This window comes from Streptomyces sp. NPDC001157 (assembly GCF_053598255.1).
This window is the reverse complement of sequence record NZ_JBSFJW010000004.1, coordinates 278,146-295,122: the sequence shown is the minus strand read 5'-3', so window position 1 is coordinate 295,122 and position 16,977 is coordinate 278,146. Positions and strand designations below refer to the sequence as shown.

At 68.1% G+C, this 16,977-nt stretch carries 14 protein-coding genes and 1 tRNA gene; 4 read left to right on the top strand and 11 right to left on the bottom strand.

Going from position 1 to position 16,977, the window contains the following annotated elements; all coding sequences use genetic code 11:
* Positions 1-51 precede the first annotated feature (51 nt).
* Both ACWDAG_RS09685 and pyk read left to right on the top strand, forming a co-directional pair.
* On the top strand, positions 52-768 hold the full coding sequence (locus tag ACWDAG_RS09685; RefSeq protein WP_450695041.1) for an SIMPL domain-containing protein: 717 nt from the start codon (positions 52-54) through the stop codon (positions 766-768).
* A 143-nt stretch (positions 769-911) separates the two neighbouring features.
* Complete coding sequence (gene pyk / locus ACWDAG_RS09680) at positions 912-2,348, top strand: pyruvate kinase (RefSeq protein ID WP_450695040.1); 1,437 nt, start codon at positions 912-914, stop codon at positions 2,346-2,348.
* Positions 2,349-2,358: 10 nt separating this feature from the next.
* Here pyk and ACWDAG_RS09675 read toward each other — a convergent pair whose 3' ends face one another.
* Positions 2,359-3,138 (bottom strand): helix-turn-helix domain-containing protein, encoded by a 780-nt coding sequence (locus ACWDAG_RS09675; protein ID WP_450695039.1) that lies wholly within the window; start codon positions 3,136-3,138, stop codon positions 2,359-2,361.
* 106 nt (positions 3,139-3,244) lie between these two features.
* Positions 3,245-3,319: transfer RNA gene (locus ACWDAG_RS09670), tRNA-Leu, on the bottom strand.
* Between the two features lie 99 nt (positions 3,320-3,418).
* On the opposite strand from ACWDAG_RS09670, the gene ACWDAG_RS09665 reads away from it, so the two are divergent.
* Positions 3,419-4,075 carry an ANTAR domain-containing response regulator gene (locus tag ACWDAG_RS09665; RefSeq protein ID WP_123964488.1) on the top strand — a complete coding sequence of 219 codons (657 nt, stop codon included), beginning with the start codon at positions 3,419-3,421 and terminating at the stop codon, positions 4,073-4,075.
* 85 nt (positions 4,076-4,160) lie between these two features.
* On the opposite strand, the gene ACWDAG_RS09660 is transcribed toward ACWDAG_RS09665, so the two are convergent.
* The 9 genes from ACWDAG_RS09660 to ACWDAG_RS09620 form a co-directional block, all read right to left on the bottom strand.
* A complete protein-coding gene (locus ACWDAG_RS09660) occupies positions 4,161-4,877 on the bottom strand; it encodes an ABC transporter ATP-binding protein (RefSeq protein ID WP_450695038.1) in 717 nt (238 codons plus the stop codon).
* Positions 4,874-5,770, bottom strand: coding sequence for an ABC transporter ATP-binding protein (locus tag ACWDAG_RS09655; RefSeq protein WP_450695037.1), 897 nt, complete (start codon positions 5,768-5,770; stop codon positions 4,874-4,876). The genes ACWDAG_RS09660 and ACWDAG_RS09655 overlap by 4 nt, the downstream gene beginning before the upstream one ends.
* A gap of 4 nt (positions 5,771-5,774) precedes the next feature.
* Complete coding sequence (locus tag ACWDAG_RS09650; RefSeq protein ID WP_450695036.1) at positions 5,775-7,601, bottom strand: branched-chain amino acid ABC transporter permease; 1,827 nt, start codon at positions 7,599-7,601, stop codon at positions 5,775-5,777.
* Between the two features lie 5 nt (positions 7,602-7,606).
* Positions 7,607-8,539, bottom strand: a complete 933-nt coding sequence (locus tag ACWDAG_RS09645) for a branched-chain amino acid ABC transporter permease (RefSeq protein ID WP_450695035.1) — start codon at positions 8,537-8,539, stop codon at positions 7,607-7,609.
* A 114-nt stretch (positions 8,540-8,653) separates the two neighbouring features.
* Positions 8,654-9,883: a branched-chain amino acid ABC transporter substrate-binding protein gene (locus ACWDAG_RS09640; RefSeq protein ID WP_450695034.1), complete on the bottom strand. Its 1,230-nt coding sequence runs from the start codon at positions 9,881-9,883 to the stop codon at positions 8,654-8,656.
* Positions 9,884-10,169: 286 nt separating this feature from the next.
* Positions 10,170-10,787: a Tat pathway signal sequence domain protein gene (locus ACWDAG_RS09635; protein WP_450695199.1), complete on the bottom strand. Its 618-nt coding sequence runs from the start codon at positions 10,785-10,787 to the stop codon at positions 10,170-10,172.
* Complete coding sequence (locus ACWDAG_RS09630; RefSeq protein WP_450695033.1) at positions 10,784-11,026, bottom strand: hypothetical protein; 243 nt, start codon at positions 11,024-11,026, stop codon at positions 10,784-10,786. Before ACWDAG_RS09630 ends, ACWDAG_RS09635 begins: the two co-directional genes overlap by 4 nt.
* A gap of 48 nt (positions 11,027-11,074) precedes the next feature.
* Positions 11,075-11,563 carry a PaaI family thioesterase gene (locus ACWDAG_RS09625; RefSeq protein ID WP_450695032.1) on the bottom strand — a complete coding sequence of 163 codons (489 nt, stop codon included), beginning with the start codon at positions 11,561-11,563 and terminating at the stop codon, positions 11,075-11,077.
* Between the two features lie 52 nt (positions 11,564-11,615).
* Positions 11,616-13,895 carry an FdhF/YdeP family oxidoreductase gene (locus tag ACWDAG_RS09620; protein WP_450695031.1) on the bottom strand — a complete coding sequence of 760 codons (2,280 nt, stop codon included), beginning with the start codon at positions 13,893-13,895 and terminating at the stop codon, positions 11,616-11,618.
* 291 nt (positions 13,896-14,186) lie between these two features.
* Between ACWDAG_RS09620 and polA the strand changes: the two genes are divergently transcribed.
* Positions 14,187-16,913, top strand: a complete 2,727-nt coding sequence (gene polA, locus ACWDAG_RS09615; RefSeq protein WP_450695030.1) for a DNA polymerase I — start codon at positions 14,187-14,189, stop codon at positions 16,911-16,913.
* The last annotated feature ends 64 nt before the right edge of the window (positions 16,914-16,977 follow it).

The window sequence follows — 16,977 nt, the reverse complement described above, 5'->3', positions numbered from 1 at the left end:
AGCGGACAACCACACGGCGCCAGCCGACCAAGAGGTGACAGAGTGGGGCGTATGACCACCCCTTCGCCGGACACCCCCCACCCCGCCGTCCCCTACGGCACCCCCGACGCCCCCCGCATCGCCGTCCGCGGCGAAGCCCGCCTCGAAGTCGACCCCGAAATCGCCCGCATCGGCATCACCGTCGCCTCCCGCGGCAAAGACCGCCGCGCCGCCCTCGACGACCTCACCCGCCGCAACACCACCGCCCTCGACCTCATCAAGACCTACGGAGACGCCGTAGAACGACTGGAGACCGGCTCCTTCTCCATCACCCCCGAACTCAAGGAACACGGCCGCGGCGAACGCATCCACGCCTACCACGGCCGCGTCCACATCACCGCCGAGCTCACGGACTTCACCGCCCTCGGCGAACTCACCACCCGTCTCGCCGACCTCGAACTCGCCCGAGTCGACGGCCCCTGGTGGGCCCTGCGCCCCGACTCACCCGCCCACCGCCAAGCCCGACAACAGGCAGTAAAAGAAGCAGTCCAACGAGCCAGGGAGTACGCCGAGGCCCTCGGCACCTCACTCGCAGCCCTGGTGGAACTCGCCGACATCGGCGCCGAAGACGCCCAGCCCTACCCACCCGCCCCCGGCGCCCGCATGCGCTCCATGGCCTACGGCGCACCCGCCGAAGACACCGCAGCAGCACTCGACCTCGAACCCCAACGCCAGCACGTATACGCCGCCGTCAACGCCCGATTCACCATGGCACCACCACAGCTCTAGAACCCGCGTCCGGAGCCGTTCGAATGCTCATCGGAGCATGCATCTGCACACTTCAATACTTGTCAACACCCCTTCACCTAAAGGTTGTTGAGTAGTCACGCACGCCAAATTCTCTACCCGCTGGTAAGGCCTAGGGTCAAACCATGCGCCGAGCAAAAATCGTCTGCACCCTGGGCCCCGCCACCGACTCCTACGACCAGATCAAAGCCCTCGTAGAAGCCGGAATGGACGTCGCCCGCTTCAACCTCAGCCACGGCACCCACGCCGAACACGAGGACCGCTACCAGCGCGTACGGAAGGCCGCCGACGAAACCGGCCGCAGCGTCGGACTCCTCGCCGACCTTCAAGGCCCGAAGATCCGACTCGGCCACTTCACCGAAGGCCCCGTACTCCTTGAACGCGGCGACACCTTCACCATCACCGTCGAAGAAGGCACCGAAGGCAACGGCCACACCTGCGGCACCACATACCCCGGCCTCGCCACCGACGTCACCCCCGGCGAACGCATCCTCGTCGACGACGGCAAAGTCTGCCTCGAAGTCACCGACATCGATGGCCCCCGCGTCCACACCCGCGTCATCGAAGGCGGCATGGTCTCCGACCACAAAGGCCTGAACCTCCCGGGCGTCGCGGTCTCGGTCCCCGCCCTCTCGCCCAAGGACGAGGACGACCTCCGCTGGGCCCTGCGCACCGGCTTCGACGTCATCGCCCTCTCCTTCGTCCGCAGCGGCCGCGACATCGAAGACGTCCACCGCATCATGGACGAAGAGGCACGCCGACTCCCCGTCATCGCCAAGGTCGAGAAACCGCAGGCGGTGGAGGCCATCGACGACATCGTCGCCGCCTTCGACGGCATCATGGTCGCGCGTGGAGATCTGGGCGTGGAGATGCCTCTCGAACAAGTCCCGATCGTCCAGAAACGCGCCATCAAACTGGCGAAGCGCAACGCCAAGCCGGTCATCGTGGCAACCCAGATGCTCGACTCGATGATCGAGAATTCCCGCCCCACGCGCGCGGAGGCCAGCGACGTCGCGAACGCCGTCATCGACGGCACGGACGCGGTCATGCTGTCCGGCGAGACGAGCGTCGGCAAATACCCCATCGAGACGGTCCGCACGATGGCCAAGATCGTCGAAGCGGCGGAGGAGGACGTCCTCGCGAAGGGCCTCCCACCCTTGACGGAACGGAACAAGCCCCGCACCCAGGGCGGAGCGGTCGCCCGCGCGGCGGCGGAAATGGGCGACTTCCTGGGCGCGAAGTTCCTGGTCGCCTTTACCCAGTCGGGCGACACGGCCCGTCGGCTTTCACGCTACCGGTCGCCCATTCCGCTGCTGGCTTTCACGCCAGAGCCGGCGACGCGGTCGCAGCTGAGTCTGACGTGGGGTGCGGAGACATTCCTCGGGCCGCATGTGGACTCTACGGATGCGATGGTCGAGCAGGTGGATGAGCTGCTGTTGAAGTACGGCCGCTGCCAGAAGGGAGACGTCGTGGTGATTACGGCGGGGTCGCCTCCGGGGGTTTCGGGGGCGACGAACATGGTGCGGGTGCATCACATTGGGGAGGATGACAGTCCCAAGTAGGAGGCTGGGGTTAGTACTTGGGGCCTACGTGGATGTCCATGAGGGCTACGGAGGCTTTGCGGGCGATAGAGATGTTGAACGGGTCACTGCCGCGCGCGAGAGTTGTCCACTCGACGCCGACCTTGTCGAGCGTGTCCGTGAGGAGCTTGCGGATGTCGTCCGACTTGTTGGAGAAGAAGTACCGCGGGTATTCATAGCGCTTGCGCACTCCGGCAACGGTCTTCTCAGTCCAGTTGGTGATGCGGCAGCCGTCGGAGTGGACGAGGCCGCGGATGAACTCCCAGGGGTGGGCATCGACGATTTCCTGTTGCCAGGCGTCGAGGACGATCGGGCGGTCGTGTTTCTTGCCAGGACCGTGCTGGGGAAAGAGGCACGGCCAGTGCTTGCTGGCGCTGGAAACAGCGAAGCAACCTTTCCGCTTGACTCGGAAGACGCTGTTGTTCGGGCGCACTCCTCGGAGGGCTCTTTCGCACGCGTCGACAACCCCCGGCCAGGCCTTGTCGAGCACGATGCGCATGAAGTACACGCCTCGACGGTGCGCGCTGATGCACCCGTCGCCTAAGTAGAGGCCCAGGAGGTAGGCGTACGCAGCCTGGTCCTCTGGTGGGCGTGGCGCGTCCTCGCATCGAGGGCAGGGGCGACCTGTCTGCCTTCGGGGCCGGGGTTCGATACGGCGTTGCCAATTGCGGAGGGTGGCCCGGGAGATGCCCGTCTCTTTGCTGACGGAGGTCAGGCTGCGCCCCTGGGAGACCAGCGCCAATGCTCGCTTGCGCGTGCTGATGTCGTACATGTGATCACCGTGCGGGAGCGATCGCGGCGACACGCAGCAAAAAGCGGATGTTCACGAGAACGTGGACATCCGCTTTCCGGTGACTACCTTGGAATTGAAGGAAAAGTGCCCCGGGTGGGATTCGAACCCACACTGTATGCTGTTTGAGAGCATCGCCTGCTGCCGATTGGGCTACCGGGGCCAGTGAATCGAAGGTTTACCCCGACCCGCTGCCCGTCCACCATACCGCAGCTAGGTACGCTCTTGGGAGCAGCACCCCTGCCCTGAACGAGGAGCCCCCGTGACCGCCCCCGAGTCGCCCCAGCCCGTAGACGCGCCCGACGACGACAAGTCGCACGTGCCTCCGCTGACGACCCGTGTCGTCATCGCCGAGGACGAGGCCCTGATCCGGCTCGACCTCAAAGAGATGCTGGAGGAAGAGGGCTACAGCGTCGTCGGCGAGGCCGGTGACGGCGAGCAGGCCATCGAGCTTGCCCGTGAGCACCAGCCGGACCTCGTGATCCTCGACGTGAAGATGCCCAAGCTGGACGGTATCTCGGCGGCCGAGAAGATCGCCGAGGAGGGCATTGCCCCCGTCCTGATGCTTACCGCCTTCTCGCAGCGTGACCTCGTCGAGCGGGCTCGCGACGCCGGTGCGATGGCGTACCTGGTGAAGCCGTTCAGCAAGAGTGATGTCGTGCCGGCCATTGAGATGGCTGTCTCGCGGTTCACGGAGCTGAAGGAGCTGGAGAAGGAGGTCGCCGACCTCACGCTCCGCCTGGAGACTCGCAAGCTTGTCGACCGGGCGAAGTCCATTCTTCAGACGGAGTACGGGCTGACGGAGCCGGCTGCGTTCCGGTGGATTCAGAAGACGTCGATGGATCGTCGGATGTCGATGCAGCAGGTTGCTGAGGCGGTTATCCAGGACGCGGATGAGAAGAAGGCCGCGAAGGGCTGACCTCCGGCACCCGGACACAGACCGAGGCCCGCGCCCCTGGGAGACCAGGGGCGCGGGCCTCGTCGTACCGCCGTGAAGACCGGGCTCAGTCCTCGCCGAGGTATGCCTTGCGTACGGATTCGTCGTGCAGCAGGTCCTGGCCGGTGCCGGAGAGGACGATGTTGCCGACTTCCATGACGTGGCCGTGGTCGGCGAGTGAGAGTGCTGCCTGGGCGTTCTGCTCGACCAGGAGGATGGTCGTGCCCTGGGCCTTGAGCTCCACGATCGTCGCCATGATCTTCTGCATCATGATCGGGGAGAGGCCCATGGAGGGTTCGTCGAGCATCAGCAGCTTGGGCTGGGACATGAGGGCGCGGCCCATGGCCAGCATCTGCTGTTCGCCGCCCGAGAGGGTGCCTGCGGCTTGCTTGCGGCGCTCTCCCAGGATGGGGAAGAGGTCGTAGGCCCGCTGGATGTCCTTCTCGATGCCGGCCTTGTCGCTGCGTAGGAAGGCGCCGAGGCGGAGGTTGTCCTCGATCGTCATGCGGGGGAAGATGTGCCGCCCCTCGGGGGAGTGTGCGAGGCCGAGGGAGACGATCTGGTGGGCGGGGACCTTCTTCAGTGACTTGCCGTCGAACTTGATCTGGCCGCCGACGGGCTTGAGCAGGCCGGAGAGTGTGCGCAGGGTGGTCGTCTTGCCGGCGCCGTTGGTGCCGATGAGGGTGACGACCTCGCCTGCTTCGACCTTGAAGGAGATGCCTTTGACGGCCTCGATCTTGCCGTAGGCGACGCGGAGGTCCTCGACCTCCAGGAGTGCGGTCATCGGTCGTTCTCCTTGCCGGGCGCGTCGGCCTGGTTCTCTGCGGCTTCGACCTCGGCGACTTCTGCGTCGCCGGGGGCGTTGTCGAAGGGTTCTCCGAGGTAGGCGGCGATGACGCGTTCGTCGCCCTGGACGGTTGCGCTGTCGCCCTCGACGAGCTTCTCGCCCTGTACGAGTACGGCGACGCGGTCGCAGAGGTTGAAGATGAACCGCATGTCGTGCTCGATGACGAGGACGGCGATGCCCATGTCGCGGATGGCGAAGACGAGTTCCTCGGTGGCCCGCGTTTCCTGGGGGTTCATGCCGGCTGTCGGCTCGTCGAGCAGGAGCAGGCCGGGCTCGCTGGCGAGGGCACGGGCGATCTCCAGCTTGCGCTGTTCGCCGTAGGGCAGGTTGCGCGCGAGGTGGTCGGCCTTGTGTTGGAGGCCGATGAACTCGAGGAGTTCCATGGCTCGTTCGCGGGAGGCTTTTTCCGCGCGGTGGAAGCCGGGGCCGCGCAGGACGGCGGACCAGAAGCCTTCCTTGGTGCGGGTGTGGCGGCCGACGAGGACGTTTTCCAGGACGGTCATGTTGCCGAACAGGCGGATGTTCTGGAAGGTGCGGGCGATGCCTGCGGCGGTGACTTTGAAGGATTTCGGTGGGAGGACGCTGCCTTTGAAGCGGACTTCGCCCTCGGTGGGGATGTAGAGGCCGGTGAGGCAGTTGAAGAAGGTTGTTTTGCCTGCGCCGTTGGGGCCGATGAGGCCGACGATTTCGCCGCTGTTGACGGTGAGGTCGACGCCTCGTACGGCGGTGAGGCCGCCGAAGCGCATGGTGACGCCGCGGGCGTCGAGGACGGTTTCGCCGGGGGTGGTGGCGCCGGGGGTGCTGTCCTGGGTGGTGGTGTCGGTGGTCATGTGGTCAGGCCCCTGTCGTGCTCAGGACGGTGGGCGCTTCGGCCTCTTCGTGGAACTCCAGTTGGCGGCGCCGGTTGGCGACGAGGCCTTCGGGGCGGAAGCGCATCAGCAGGATGAGTGCGAGGCCGAAGGCGAAGAGCTGGTAGTCGCCGAGGAATTGGAGCTTGTTGGGGATGAGGTAGAGCAGGGAGGCGCCGATGAGGGGGCCGCCGATGGTGCCCATGCCGCCGAGGACGACTGCGGCGAGCAGGAAGGCGGAGTTGGGGGGGATGGGTCCGGCGAACTGGTACTGCTCGGGGGTGACTGTGTAGGTGACGTGGGCCTGGACGGTGCCGGCGAGGCCGGCGAGGGAGGCGCCGACGGCGAAGGCGATGAGTTTGACCTTGAAGCCGTTGATGCCCATGGCGAGGGCGGCGGTTTCGTCTTCGCGGATGGCGACCCAGGCGCGGCCGATGCGGGAGTCGCCGCTGCGTCGGAAGACGAGGACGACGATGGCTGTGATGATCAGCATCAGCAGGAAGTAGTTGGCGAACCGGCCGATGGTGAAGCCGAGGATGTCGTGGGGGGCGCCGAGGTCCCAGCCGAGGATCTTCAGGTTGGGGATCGAGGAGATGCCGTTGGAGCCGTTGGTGAGGCTGGGGCCGGAGGTGCCGTCGAGGTTGTTGGCGGTGATGCGGAAGATCTCTCCGAAGCCCAGTGTCACGATGGCCAGGTAGTCGCCGCGCAGTCGCAGGGTGGGGGCGCCGATGACGACGCCGAAGACGAGTGAGGCGAGGGCGCCGACGAGGACGGCTGCCCAGAACGGGAAGTGGACGTTGAAGGGTGAGCTGGGGGAGCCGGAGACGAGGGCTGCGGCGTAGGCGCCGACGCCGAGGAAGGCGACGTAGCCGAGGTCGAGGAGGCCGGCGAGGCCGACGACGATGTTGAGGCCGAGGGCGACGGTGGCGAAGATCAGGATGTAGACGCCGAGGGTCGCGTACTGGTCGTCGGTCTGGGTGAAGGGGAACAGGGCCGCGGCGACGAAGGCGCCGCAGACGGTGATGTTCTGGTGCCGGGCGGTGATCTGGGTGGCCTGGGCGACGAGGCCGGCCTTGTTGAGGGCGGCGAAGCCGAAGCCGGCGGTGATGAGGAAGCCGATGAAGAGTTCGTCGTACTCGGTGCCGATGCCGTAGGTGAAGACGAGCAGGCTGAGGGCGAGGACGCCGGCGATGATCAGGATCTCGACGTAGGCGGGGAGTTTGCCGACGGGGCGGGGGGAGCCTGCGGTGAAGGCGGCCTTGATGGTGTCCCGCTTGTGGGCGGCCTTGTTCTTGAACTTTTCCCAGGCGCCGTCGTCGGGGTCGATCGGGTCGGGCTCGGGGTGTTGGAAGGGCAGTGCCAGGGCGCCGATGAGTGCGGCGAGTGTGGCGATGGCGACGAGGAAGCCGCCCGGGTCGAGGTTGACGAGGCCGCCGAGTTCGTCGCTGATCGCGATGACCGTGTACCAGGCGGTGGCGAAGGCGGCGAGGGCGGCGAATCTGAGGGCGGCGTCGCCGCCGGCGGGTACGAGGTGGCGCAGGCCCTTGATTCCGTAGCCGGCGAGGGCGAGGAGGGTGGTGAGGGCGCCGCCGATGAGGACGAGGACCTGGAGGCCGCCCGGGTAGCCGTAGACGGTGAGGTCGCCGGGGAATGCGGCGGTCCAGGTCCATGACATGAATGTGGATATGACGGTGAGTATGCCGCCGCCGGTGGCGAGTGCGCGCCCGATGGGGGTGGGGATGCCGATGAGGCCGGTCGGGGTTGACGCGGCGGGGGTGCCCGGGGTTTCGGGTGCGGTGGTCTGTGTTGTCATCGGTGTCACGCCCTGTCCGCGACGCGCTCGCCGAGCAGGCCTTGGGGCCTGAAGAGGAGCACGAGGATGAGGAGTACGAAGGCCCAGACGTCGGCCCAGGACTGGCTGCCGAACTTTTCCATGCCGGGGATGTTGGAGATGTATGCGGAGGCGAGGGTTTCGGCGATTCCGAGGACGACGCCGCCGATCATGGCTCCGTAGATGTTGCCGATGCCGCCGAGGACGGCCGCGGTGAAGGCCTTGAGGCCGAGGATGAAGCCCATGCGGAAGTCGATCTCGCCGTACTTGAGGCCGTAGGCGACGCCTCCGATGGCGGCGAAGGTGGCGCCGAGGGCGAAGGCGACCACGATGATGCGGTCGGTGTTGATGCCCATCAGTTTGGCGGTGTCGGGGTCCTGGGCGGTGGCCTGCATGCCGCGGCCGGTGCGGGTCTTCATGACGAAGTAGGCGAGGACGGCCATGCTGATGGGGGCGGCGACGAGCAGGAAGATGTCGCCGGTCTGGATGGTGACGTCGCCGATGTGGAAGGGCCCGCCGTTGATCTCGGGGAAGGTGATCGAGGACTTGGCGTGCGGGTACCAGGCCCAGACCGCCTGCTGGAGGGCGAGGGAGAGGCCGATGGCGGTGATGAGGGGCGCGAGGCGGGGGGCAGTGCGCAGAGGGCGGTAGGCGAACCGTTCCGCTCCCACGGCGACCGTGACGGAGACGATGATGGCGCCGATGAGCATCAGCGGCAGGGCGATCAGCATGGATGTGCCGTCCGGCAGGACGTACAGGTAGACCGTCAGAGCGCCGAAGGCGCCGGTCATGAAGATCTCGCCGTGGGCGAAGTTGATGAGCTGGACGATGCCATAGACCATCGTGTAGCCGATGGCGACCAGCCCGTACATGGATCCCAGTAGCAGGCCGTTGACCAGCTGCTGCGGCAGTTCGTTCACCGCATGTCCTCCGAGACTATTCGGATGTTTTCGACGGATGGGGCCGGATGCGAGAACGCGCGGGGCGCTTGTGGAACAGCGCCCCGCGCGGCTCGTGAGTGGTGCGGGTGAGGGTCAGCCGGTGTAGGTACCGGACTTGACGGCGGCAAAGGCACCGTTCTTGACGGCGTAGACGGTGAGCTGCTTGTTGGTGGCGTCACCGAACTCGTCGAAGGAGACCTTGCCGGTCACTCCGTCGAAGGAGACGTTCTGCATGGCTGCGGTGATCTTGGCGCGGGCGTCGGAGGGCAGCTTGCCGCCGTTGTCGGCGACGACCTTCTTGACGGCCTGGATGATGGCCATGGTGGAGTCGTAGGAGTAGCCGCCGTAGGCGCCGTAGTCCTCCGAGTAGCCGCCCGCCTTGTAGTCGTCGACGAACTTCTTGGCGGAGGGGAGGGTGTCGACGGGAGCGCCGACGGAGGTGGCGAGGTCGCCGGTGCTCTTGGGGCCGGCCAGCTTGATGTAGGTCGGGTCGAAGATGCCGTCACCGCCGACCACGGGGATGTTGGCGCCGGCCGCCTTGATCTGCTTGCTGAGCGGGCCGCCGTTGGGGTACTCGCCGCCGAAGTAGACGACGTCGGCGCCGGAGTTCTTCACCTGGGTGGCGACCGAGGTGTAGTCCTTGGTGTCGGGGTTGATGTGCTGGGTGCCCACGACCTTTCCGCCGAGCTTCTTGAACTCCTGGGTGAAGGTGGCGGCGAGGCCGACGCCGTAGGTGCCCTTGTTGTCGATGACGAAGACCTTGGTCTTCTTGCTGGTGTTGTAGACGTACTGTGCGGCGAACGGGCCCTGGATGGCGTCCGTGGTCGCGGTGCGGAAGTACGACTTGAAGGGGCGGACCTTCTTCGTCTGCCAGTCGTTGCCCTGGGTCAGGGTGGGGTTGGTGTTGGCCGGGGAGACCTCGACCAGCTTGGCGTCGTCGAAGACCTTCTGCATGGCCTGGGCGACGGCGGAGTTCAGCGGGCCGACCACGCCGAGGACGCTCTTGTCGGCGACCAGGGCGGTGGCGTTCTGCTGTCCGGCGGAGGCCTGCTTCTGGTCGTCCTTGGCCTCGATCTTGAAGGTGATGCCGTCGACCAGCTTTTCCTTGTTGGCCGTTTTGACGGCCAGGTCCACGGAGTTCTTGATGCCCAGGCCCAGAGCGGACAGGTCGCCGGTCAGCGGGGCGTCGACCCCGATGGTGACGGTGGTGCCGCCGCTGCTGGAGCCCCCCTTGTCGCTGCTGTCGCGCGAGCCGCAGGCGGTGAGGGTGAGTGCTCCCGCTGCCAGCGCGGCGGTTATGGCGATGAGCGAACGTTGACGCACGGTCAGTCCTTTCCCTGGACGGCACTCCCTCCTGGAAGTGGCCGAGTCGTGGCGCCGGGTCGAAGTGACACTTCGGCGGCACGGTGACTGGCGGTGACTCTAAGCGGGTTGAGGAAGTCTGGAGGAGGGTCTGGGTGAGGCTGTGACTGTCTTGTTATGACATCGCGTAATGCAGAGCGGTGTTGGGTGGGTGGAACAGCGGAATTCCAGCCGATTCGCCCTGTCCACATTCTGAGAACTTGCAGGACCCATCGGTTGCTGTCAGGTGCTTCAAGCGTTTTGGTAATTACGGGGATCTGTGGTTACAGATGGCTTGCAGGGCGGTTGTGAGGTGCTGTGCGTAACGCTGCCCCAGGATGAAACTGTGGACCTCTATTGCGCGCGTATTACGCAGAGTTACATCCAGGAAAGGGAGTCCGGCGCTTTCCGGCGCTTTCCGGCATTGCGTGACGTGCATGGTGATCACGATCCTGCGGCTTGTCGCCGCCTGCGTCCGGAACGGTGTGTGGGGCCGCGTGGTCAGGGACAGGCCGGCGTAGGGCTGGGTGATGTCTCTGACGGTGACCGGCGGGCCCGACAGCACGCTCAGGTCCACCGCGAAGCTGAAGCTGCCGGGCTGAGCCGGCTTCGGTGGGGTCACGGGGTCGATGTAGGTGAGGTCCACGACCTGGGACGGGTACGGCGGGGCGGGGGCCGGCGGCTTGTGCGGCCGGGTGAGGTAGAGGTAGCCGCCGGCCGCGAGCAGGACGGCGGCCATGGCGGCGCTGAGGGTGGCGCGCCGGTGCCGGTCGTACCACTGCGGGAGGCGTCCGCGCGGGCGGCGGGGCGGGACGCTGTCGCGCGCCTCAGGGGAGTCCCATGCGCGGGTGCCCTCGCCCGGTTCGACGGGGCCGACGCCGCTCACTGCCACGCCCCGCTGCTCGGACTGCCGGTGCGGTACCGGTCCCGGCAGTCCTCGCGCGCCCGACGTCCGATCAACTCGTCGGCTGCTTCGGTGGCTTGGTGTTTCTTGGTGGCTCTGGCTGTGTTCACGACGCCCCGCAGGATGTCGTGCCGGCCGTGGGACAGGCCCGTCGTCCGGTAGCCCCCGTAGGTGACGCAGCCCGGCACCGCCCCCGCCCGGAGGGCTCCTCCCGTTCTCATGGCATGACGCTATGGCCTGATCGACGGGTCGGGCCAGAGGCGGGACGGTCAGCCGGCGGCGCCCGCGCGCGCCCCGTCGCCGGGCCGGACGTCCCGCAGCAGGCACGTCAGGCGTGCGCTGCACACGCGCCGTCCGTCCTCGTCGCTGATCACGATCTCGTACGTGGCGGTGGAGCGGCCGCGGTGGACGGGTGTGGCGACGCCGGTGACCAGGCCGGAGCGTACGCCGCGGTGGTGGGTGCAGTTCAGGTCGACGCCGACCGCGATCTTGGAGCTGCCGCCGTGGAGCATGGAGCCGACGGAGCCGAGGGTCTCGGCGAGGACGGCGGAGGCGCCGCCGTGCAGGAGGCCGTAGGGCTGGGTGTTGCCCTCGACGGGCATGGTGCCGACGACGCGGTCCGCGGAGGCCTCGATGATCTCCACGCCCATGCGGGTGCCGAGGTGTCCGGCGGAGAAGAGGGCCGGGAGGTCGACGCCGAGTGCGGCGTACTCGTCGATGACCTCCTGCGGGAACTTCACGTACTGCTGCTCACCCATGGGCCCGGCTCCGTTCGTCCTGATCACTCGTCCAGCCTGCCTGAGCAAACGCTCAGTCGGTTGCCGATTGTTCCAGACGCACGACGACGGACTTGCTGGCCGGGGTGTTGCTGGTGTCCGCGGTGGAGTCCAGCGGCACCAGGACGTTGGTCTCGGGGTAGTAGGCGGCGGCGCAGCCGCGTGCCGTCGGATAGTGCACGACGCGGAAGCCGGGTGCCCTGCGCTCCACGCCGTCCTTCCACTCGCCGACCAGGTCGACGTACGACCCGTCGGCGACGCCGAGTGCAGTTGCGTCCTCGGGGTTGACCAGGACGACGCGGCGGCCGTTCCTGATGCCGCGGTAGCGGTCGTCGAGGCCGTAGATGGTGGTGTTGTACTGGTCGTGCGAGCGCAGCGTCTGCAGCAGCAGACGTCCTTCGGGCAGCCTGGGGTACTCCACGGGAGCCGCCGTGAAGTTCGCCTTCCCCGTCGCCGTCGGGAAGCGGCGTTCGTCGCGTGGGGCGTGGGGGAGGGTGAAGCCGCCGGGGCGGGCCACGCGCGCGTTGAAGTCCTCGAAGCCGGGGACCACGCGCGCGATGCGGTCGCGGATGGTGGCGTAGTCCTTCTCGAACTCCTCCCAGGGCACCGTACTGTCCTCGCCGAGCACACGGCGGGCCAGGCGGCAGACGATGGCCGGTTCGGACAGCAGGTGGCTGCTCGCGGGCTCCAGGCGGCCGCGGGAGGCGTGCACCATGCCCATGGAGTCCTCGACGGTCACGAACTGCTCGCCGCTGCCCTGCAGGTCGCGCTCGGTGCGGCCGAGGGTGGGCAGGATCAGGGCACGCGCGCCCGTGACGACATGCGAGCGGTTGAGCTTGGTCGACACGTGCACGGTGAGGCGGGCGCGCCGCATGGCCGCCTCGGTGACCTCGGTGTCGGGGGAGGCGGACACGAAGTTGCCGCCCATCGCGAAGAACACCTTCGCCCGGCCGTCGCGCAGGGCGCGGATGGCCTGGACGACGTCGTAGCCGTGCGCGCGCGGCGGGGCGAAGCCGAACTCCCTCTCCAGGGCGTCCAGGAAGGCGGGGGCGGGGCGCTCGAAGATGCCCATCGTCCGGTCGCCCTGCACGTTCGAGTGGCCGCGCACCGGGCACACGCCCGCGCCCGGGCGGCCGATGTTGCCGCGCAGCAGGAGGAAGTTGACGACCTCGCGGATGGTGGGCACGGAGTGCTTGTGCTGGGTGAGACCCATCGCCCAGCACACGATGGTGCGCTTCGAGGCGAGGACCATCTCCAGGGCGGCTTCGATCTCCGCGCGCGTGAGACCGGTCGCGGTCAGGGTCTCGTCCCAGTCGGCGGCCTTGGCGGCTGCGGCGAACTCCTCGTAGCCGTGGGTGTGTTCGCGGACGAACTCCTCGTCGACGGCGCCCTCGGTCTCCAGGATGAGTTTGTTGAGGAGGCGGAAGAGAGCCTGGTCGCCGCCGATGCGGATCTGCAGGAACAGGTCGTTGAGGGCGGCGCCCTTGAGCATGCCCTGCGGGGTCTGCGGGTTCTTGAACCGCTCCAGACCGGCCTCGGGCAGCGGGTTGACGCTGATGATCTTCGCGCCGCCCGCCTTGGCCTTCTCCAGGGCGGAGAGCATGCGCGGGTGGTTGGTGCCCGGGTTCTGGCCGGCGACGATGATCAGGTCGGCCTTGTAGAGGTCCTCCAGCAGGACGCTGCCCTTGCCGATGCCGATCGTCTCGCTCAGTGCCGAACCGGACGACTCGTGGCACATGTTGGAGCAGTCGGGCAGGTTGTTGGTGCCGAGCCGGCGGGCGAAGAGCTGGTAGAGGAAGGCCGCTTCGTTGCTGGTGCGACCCGAGGTGTAGAAGAGCGCCTCGTCGGGGGAGGCGAGGGCGGCGATTTCCTCGGCGACGATGTCGAAGGCGCGCTCCCAGCTCACCGGCTCGTAGTGCGTGCCCCCTTCGGGCAGATGCATGGGGTGGGTGAGCCGGCCCTGCTGGCCCAGCCAGTAGCCGCTGCGGCCGGCGAGGTCGGCGACGGAGTGCGCGGCGAAGAACTCCGGGGTGACCCGGCGCAGGGTGGCCTCCTCGGCGACCGCCTTCGCGCCGTTCTCACAGAACTCCGCCTTGTGCCGGTGGTCCGGCTCCGGCCAGGCGCAGCCCGGGCAGTCGAAGCCGTCCTTCTGGTTGACGCGCAGCAGCGTCAGCGCGGTCCGCTTCACGCCCATCTGCTGCTGGGCGATGCGCAGGGTGTGCCCGATGGCCGGCAGTCCCGCCGCCGCGTGCTTGGGTTCGGCGACCTGCGGTGCGTCCTGGACCGGATCACCCTTGGGCGGCTTCGTCGCCATCGCGCACTCTCCTTCACAGACACCTGCGAGCTACCGGTTCGATCCTCGCACGCGCGACTGACAGCGGGGACAACCGGTTCTGTGCGGGGAGCGTGATCTCCGGTCGGGTCGGCGCCGGTCGCTGCTGTTCTCCGCTGTGGCGTTGCGTCGGCGCCCGTCGCCTTTCTTTGCGCCGGGTCGGCGATCGACTTCGACGACGGTGACGGGGGCTTCCCGGCTCTCAAAGCGGTGGGGGAGGCGCCGATCCGGCGGGGAGCCACGACTGTCAGTGGCACGTGGCAGGATCGGGGCGTGGCAGAAACAGCATCGAAGACGACCGACAAGACCGCCGGCGGCAACACGCGGCCCCGCCTCATGCTCATGGACGGGCACTCGCTGGCGTACCGCGCGTTCTTCGCGCTGCCCGCGGAGAACTTCACGACCGCGACGGGCCAGCCGACGAACGCGATCTACGGCTTCGCGTCGATGCTGGCCAACACCCTGCGTGACGAGGAGCCCACCCACTTCGCGGTGGCCTTCGACGTCTCCCGCAAGACCTGGCGCTCCGAGGAGTTCACGGAGTACAAGGCCAACCGCTCCAAGACCCCGGACGAGTTCAAGGGCCAGGTCGAGCTGATCGGCGAGCTCCTCGACGCGATGCACGCCGCGCGGTTCGCGGTCGACGGCTTCGAGGCGGACGACATCATCGCCACCCTCGCCACCCAGGCCGAGGCCGAGGGCTTCGAGGTGCTGATCGTCACCGGCGACCGCGACTCCTTCCAGCTGGTCAGCGAGCACACGACGGTGCTCTATCCGACGAAGGGCGTCTCCGAGCTGACCCGGTTCACCCCGGAGAAGGTCTTCGAGAAGTACGGGCTGACGCCCGCGCAGTACCCCGACTTCGCGGCGCTGCGCGGCGACCCGTCCGACAACCTGCCGGGCATCCCGGGCGTCGGTGAGAAGACCGCCGCGAAGTGGATCAATCAGTTCGGTTCGTTCGCGGAGCTCGTCGAGCGCGTCGAGGAGGTCAAGGGCAAGGCCGGGCAGAACCTGCGCGAGCACCTGGAGGCGGTCAAGCTCAACCGCCGCCTGACCGAGATGGTGCGCACGGTCGAGCTGCCCAAGGCGGTCGCCGACCTGGAGCGCGCCCCGTACGACCGCACGGCCGTCGCGATGGTCCTGGACACCCTGGAGATCAGGAACCCCTCGCTGCGCGAGCGGCTGCTCGCCGTCGACCCGGGCGGCGAGGAGGCCGAGGCGACGCCGGTGGCGCCCGGTGTGGAGCTGGACGGGACGGTGCTGGGCACGGGCGAGCTGGCCGGCTGGCTCAGCGAGCACGGCACCGAGACGCTCGGCATCGCCACCGTCGACACCTGGGCGCTGGGCACCGGCTCGGTCGCCGAGGTCGCGCTCGCCACCGCCGAGGGGCCGGCCGCCTGGTTCGACCCCTCCCAGCTGGACGAGGCCGACGAGAACGCGTGGGCCGGCTGGCTGGCCGCCGAGGACCGCCCCAAGGTCCTGCACAACGCCAAGGGCGCCATGCGTGTCCTCGCCGAGCACGGCTGGTCCCTCGCCGGTGTCTCGATGGACACCGCGCTGGCCGCCTACCTGGTCAAGCCGGGCCGCCGCTCCTTCGACCTGGACGCGTTGTCCCTGGAGTACCTGGGCCGTGAGCTGGCCCCCGCCGCCGTGGCCGACGGCCAGCTCGCCTTCGGCGCCGACGACGGCGCGGAGGCCGAGGCGCTCATGGTGCAGGCCCGCGCGATCCTCGACCTCGGCGAGGCCTTCCGGGGCCGTCTGGAGGAGGTCGGCGCCGCGGACCTGCTGCGCGACATGGAGCTGCCCACCTCGATCCTGCTCGCCCGCATGGAGCGGCATGGCATCGCCGCCGACCGGGCCCATCTGGAGGCCATGGAGCAGATGTTCGCGGGCGCCGTGCAGCAGGCGGTGAAGGAGGCGCACGCGGCGGCGGGCCACGAGTTCAACCTGGGCTCGCCCAAGCAGCTCCAGGAAGTCCTCTTCGGCGAGCTGGGCCTGCCCAAGACGAAGAAGACCAAGACCGGCTACACCACGGACGCCGACGCCCTGGCCTGGCTGGCCACCCAGACGGACAACGAACTGCCGGTGGTCATGCTCCGCCACCGCGAGCAGGCCAAGCTGCGCGTCACCGTCGAGGGCCTGATCAAGACGATCGCCGCCGACGGCCGCATCCACACCACCTTCAACCAGACGGTCGCCGCGACTGGCCGGCTCTCCTCCACCGACCCGAACCTGCAGAACATCCCCGTCCGCACCGACGAGGGCCGCGCCATCCGCCGCGGCTTCGTCGTAGGCGAGGGCTTCGAGTCGCTGATGACCGCCGACTACAGCCAGATCGAACTGCGCGTGATGGCCCATCTCTCCGAGGACGAGGGCCTGATCGAGGCGTTCACCTCCGGTGAGGACCTCCACAACACGGTTGCGGCGCAGGTCTTCTCGGTCGACCGGGAGCATGTCGACGCGGAGATGCGGCGCAAGATCAAGGCCATGTCGTACGGCCTGGCGTACGGGCTGTCGGCGTTCGGCCTGTCCCAGCAGCTGAACATCGACGCGGGCGAGGCACGGGTCCTGATGGACACCTACTTCGAGCGGTTCGGCGGCGTCCGCGACTATCTGCGCCGCGCCGTGGACGAGGCCAGGGCTACCGGCTACACGGCGACCCTCTTCGGCCGCCGCCGCTATCTGCCCGACCTCAACAGCGACAACCGCCAGCGCCGCGAGGCGGCCGAGCGGATGGCTCTGAACGCGCCGATCCAGGGCACCGCCGCGGACATCGTCAAGATCGCCATGCTCAAGGTGGACGACGCGCTGCGGGGGGCGGGCCTCACGTCCCGCATGCTCCTTCAGGTCCACGACGAAATCGTCCTGGAGATCGCTCCCGGGGAGCGCGCCGCCGCGGAGGAGATCGTTCGCCGCGAGATGGCTGACGCCGTTCATCTGAGGGTGCCGCTCGGCGTCTCGGTGGGCTTGGGCTCCGACTGGGAGTCGGCTGCGCATTAGCCTCCGGCCGTGGGGCGGGGATTCGGTGCTGCCTGGCCGGGTGGCGAGCGGGCCCTCCGGCCAG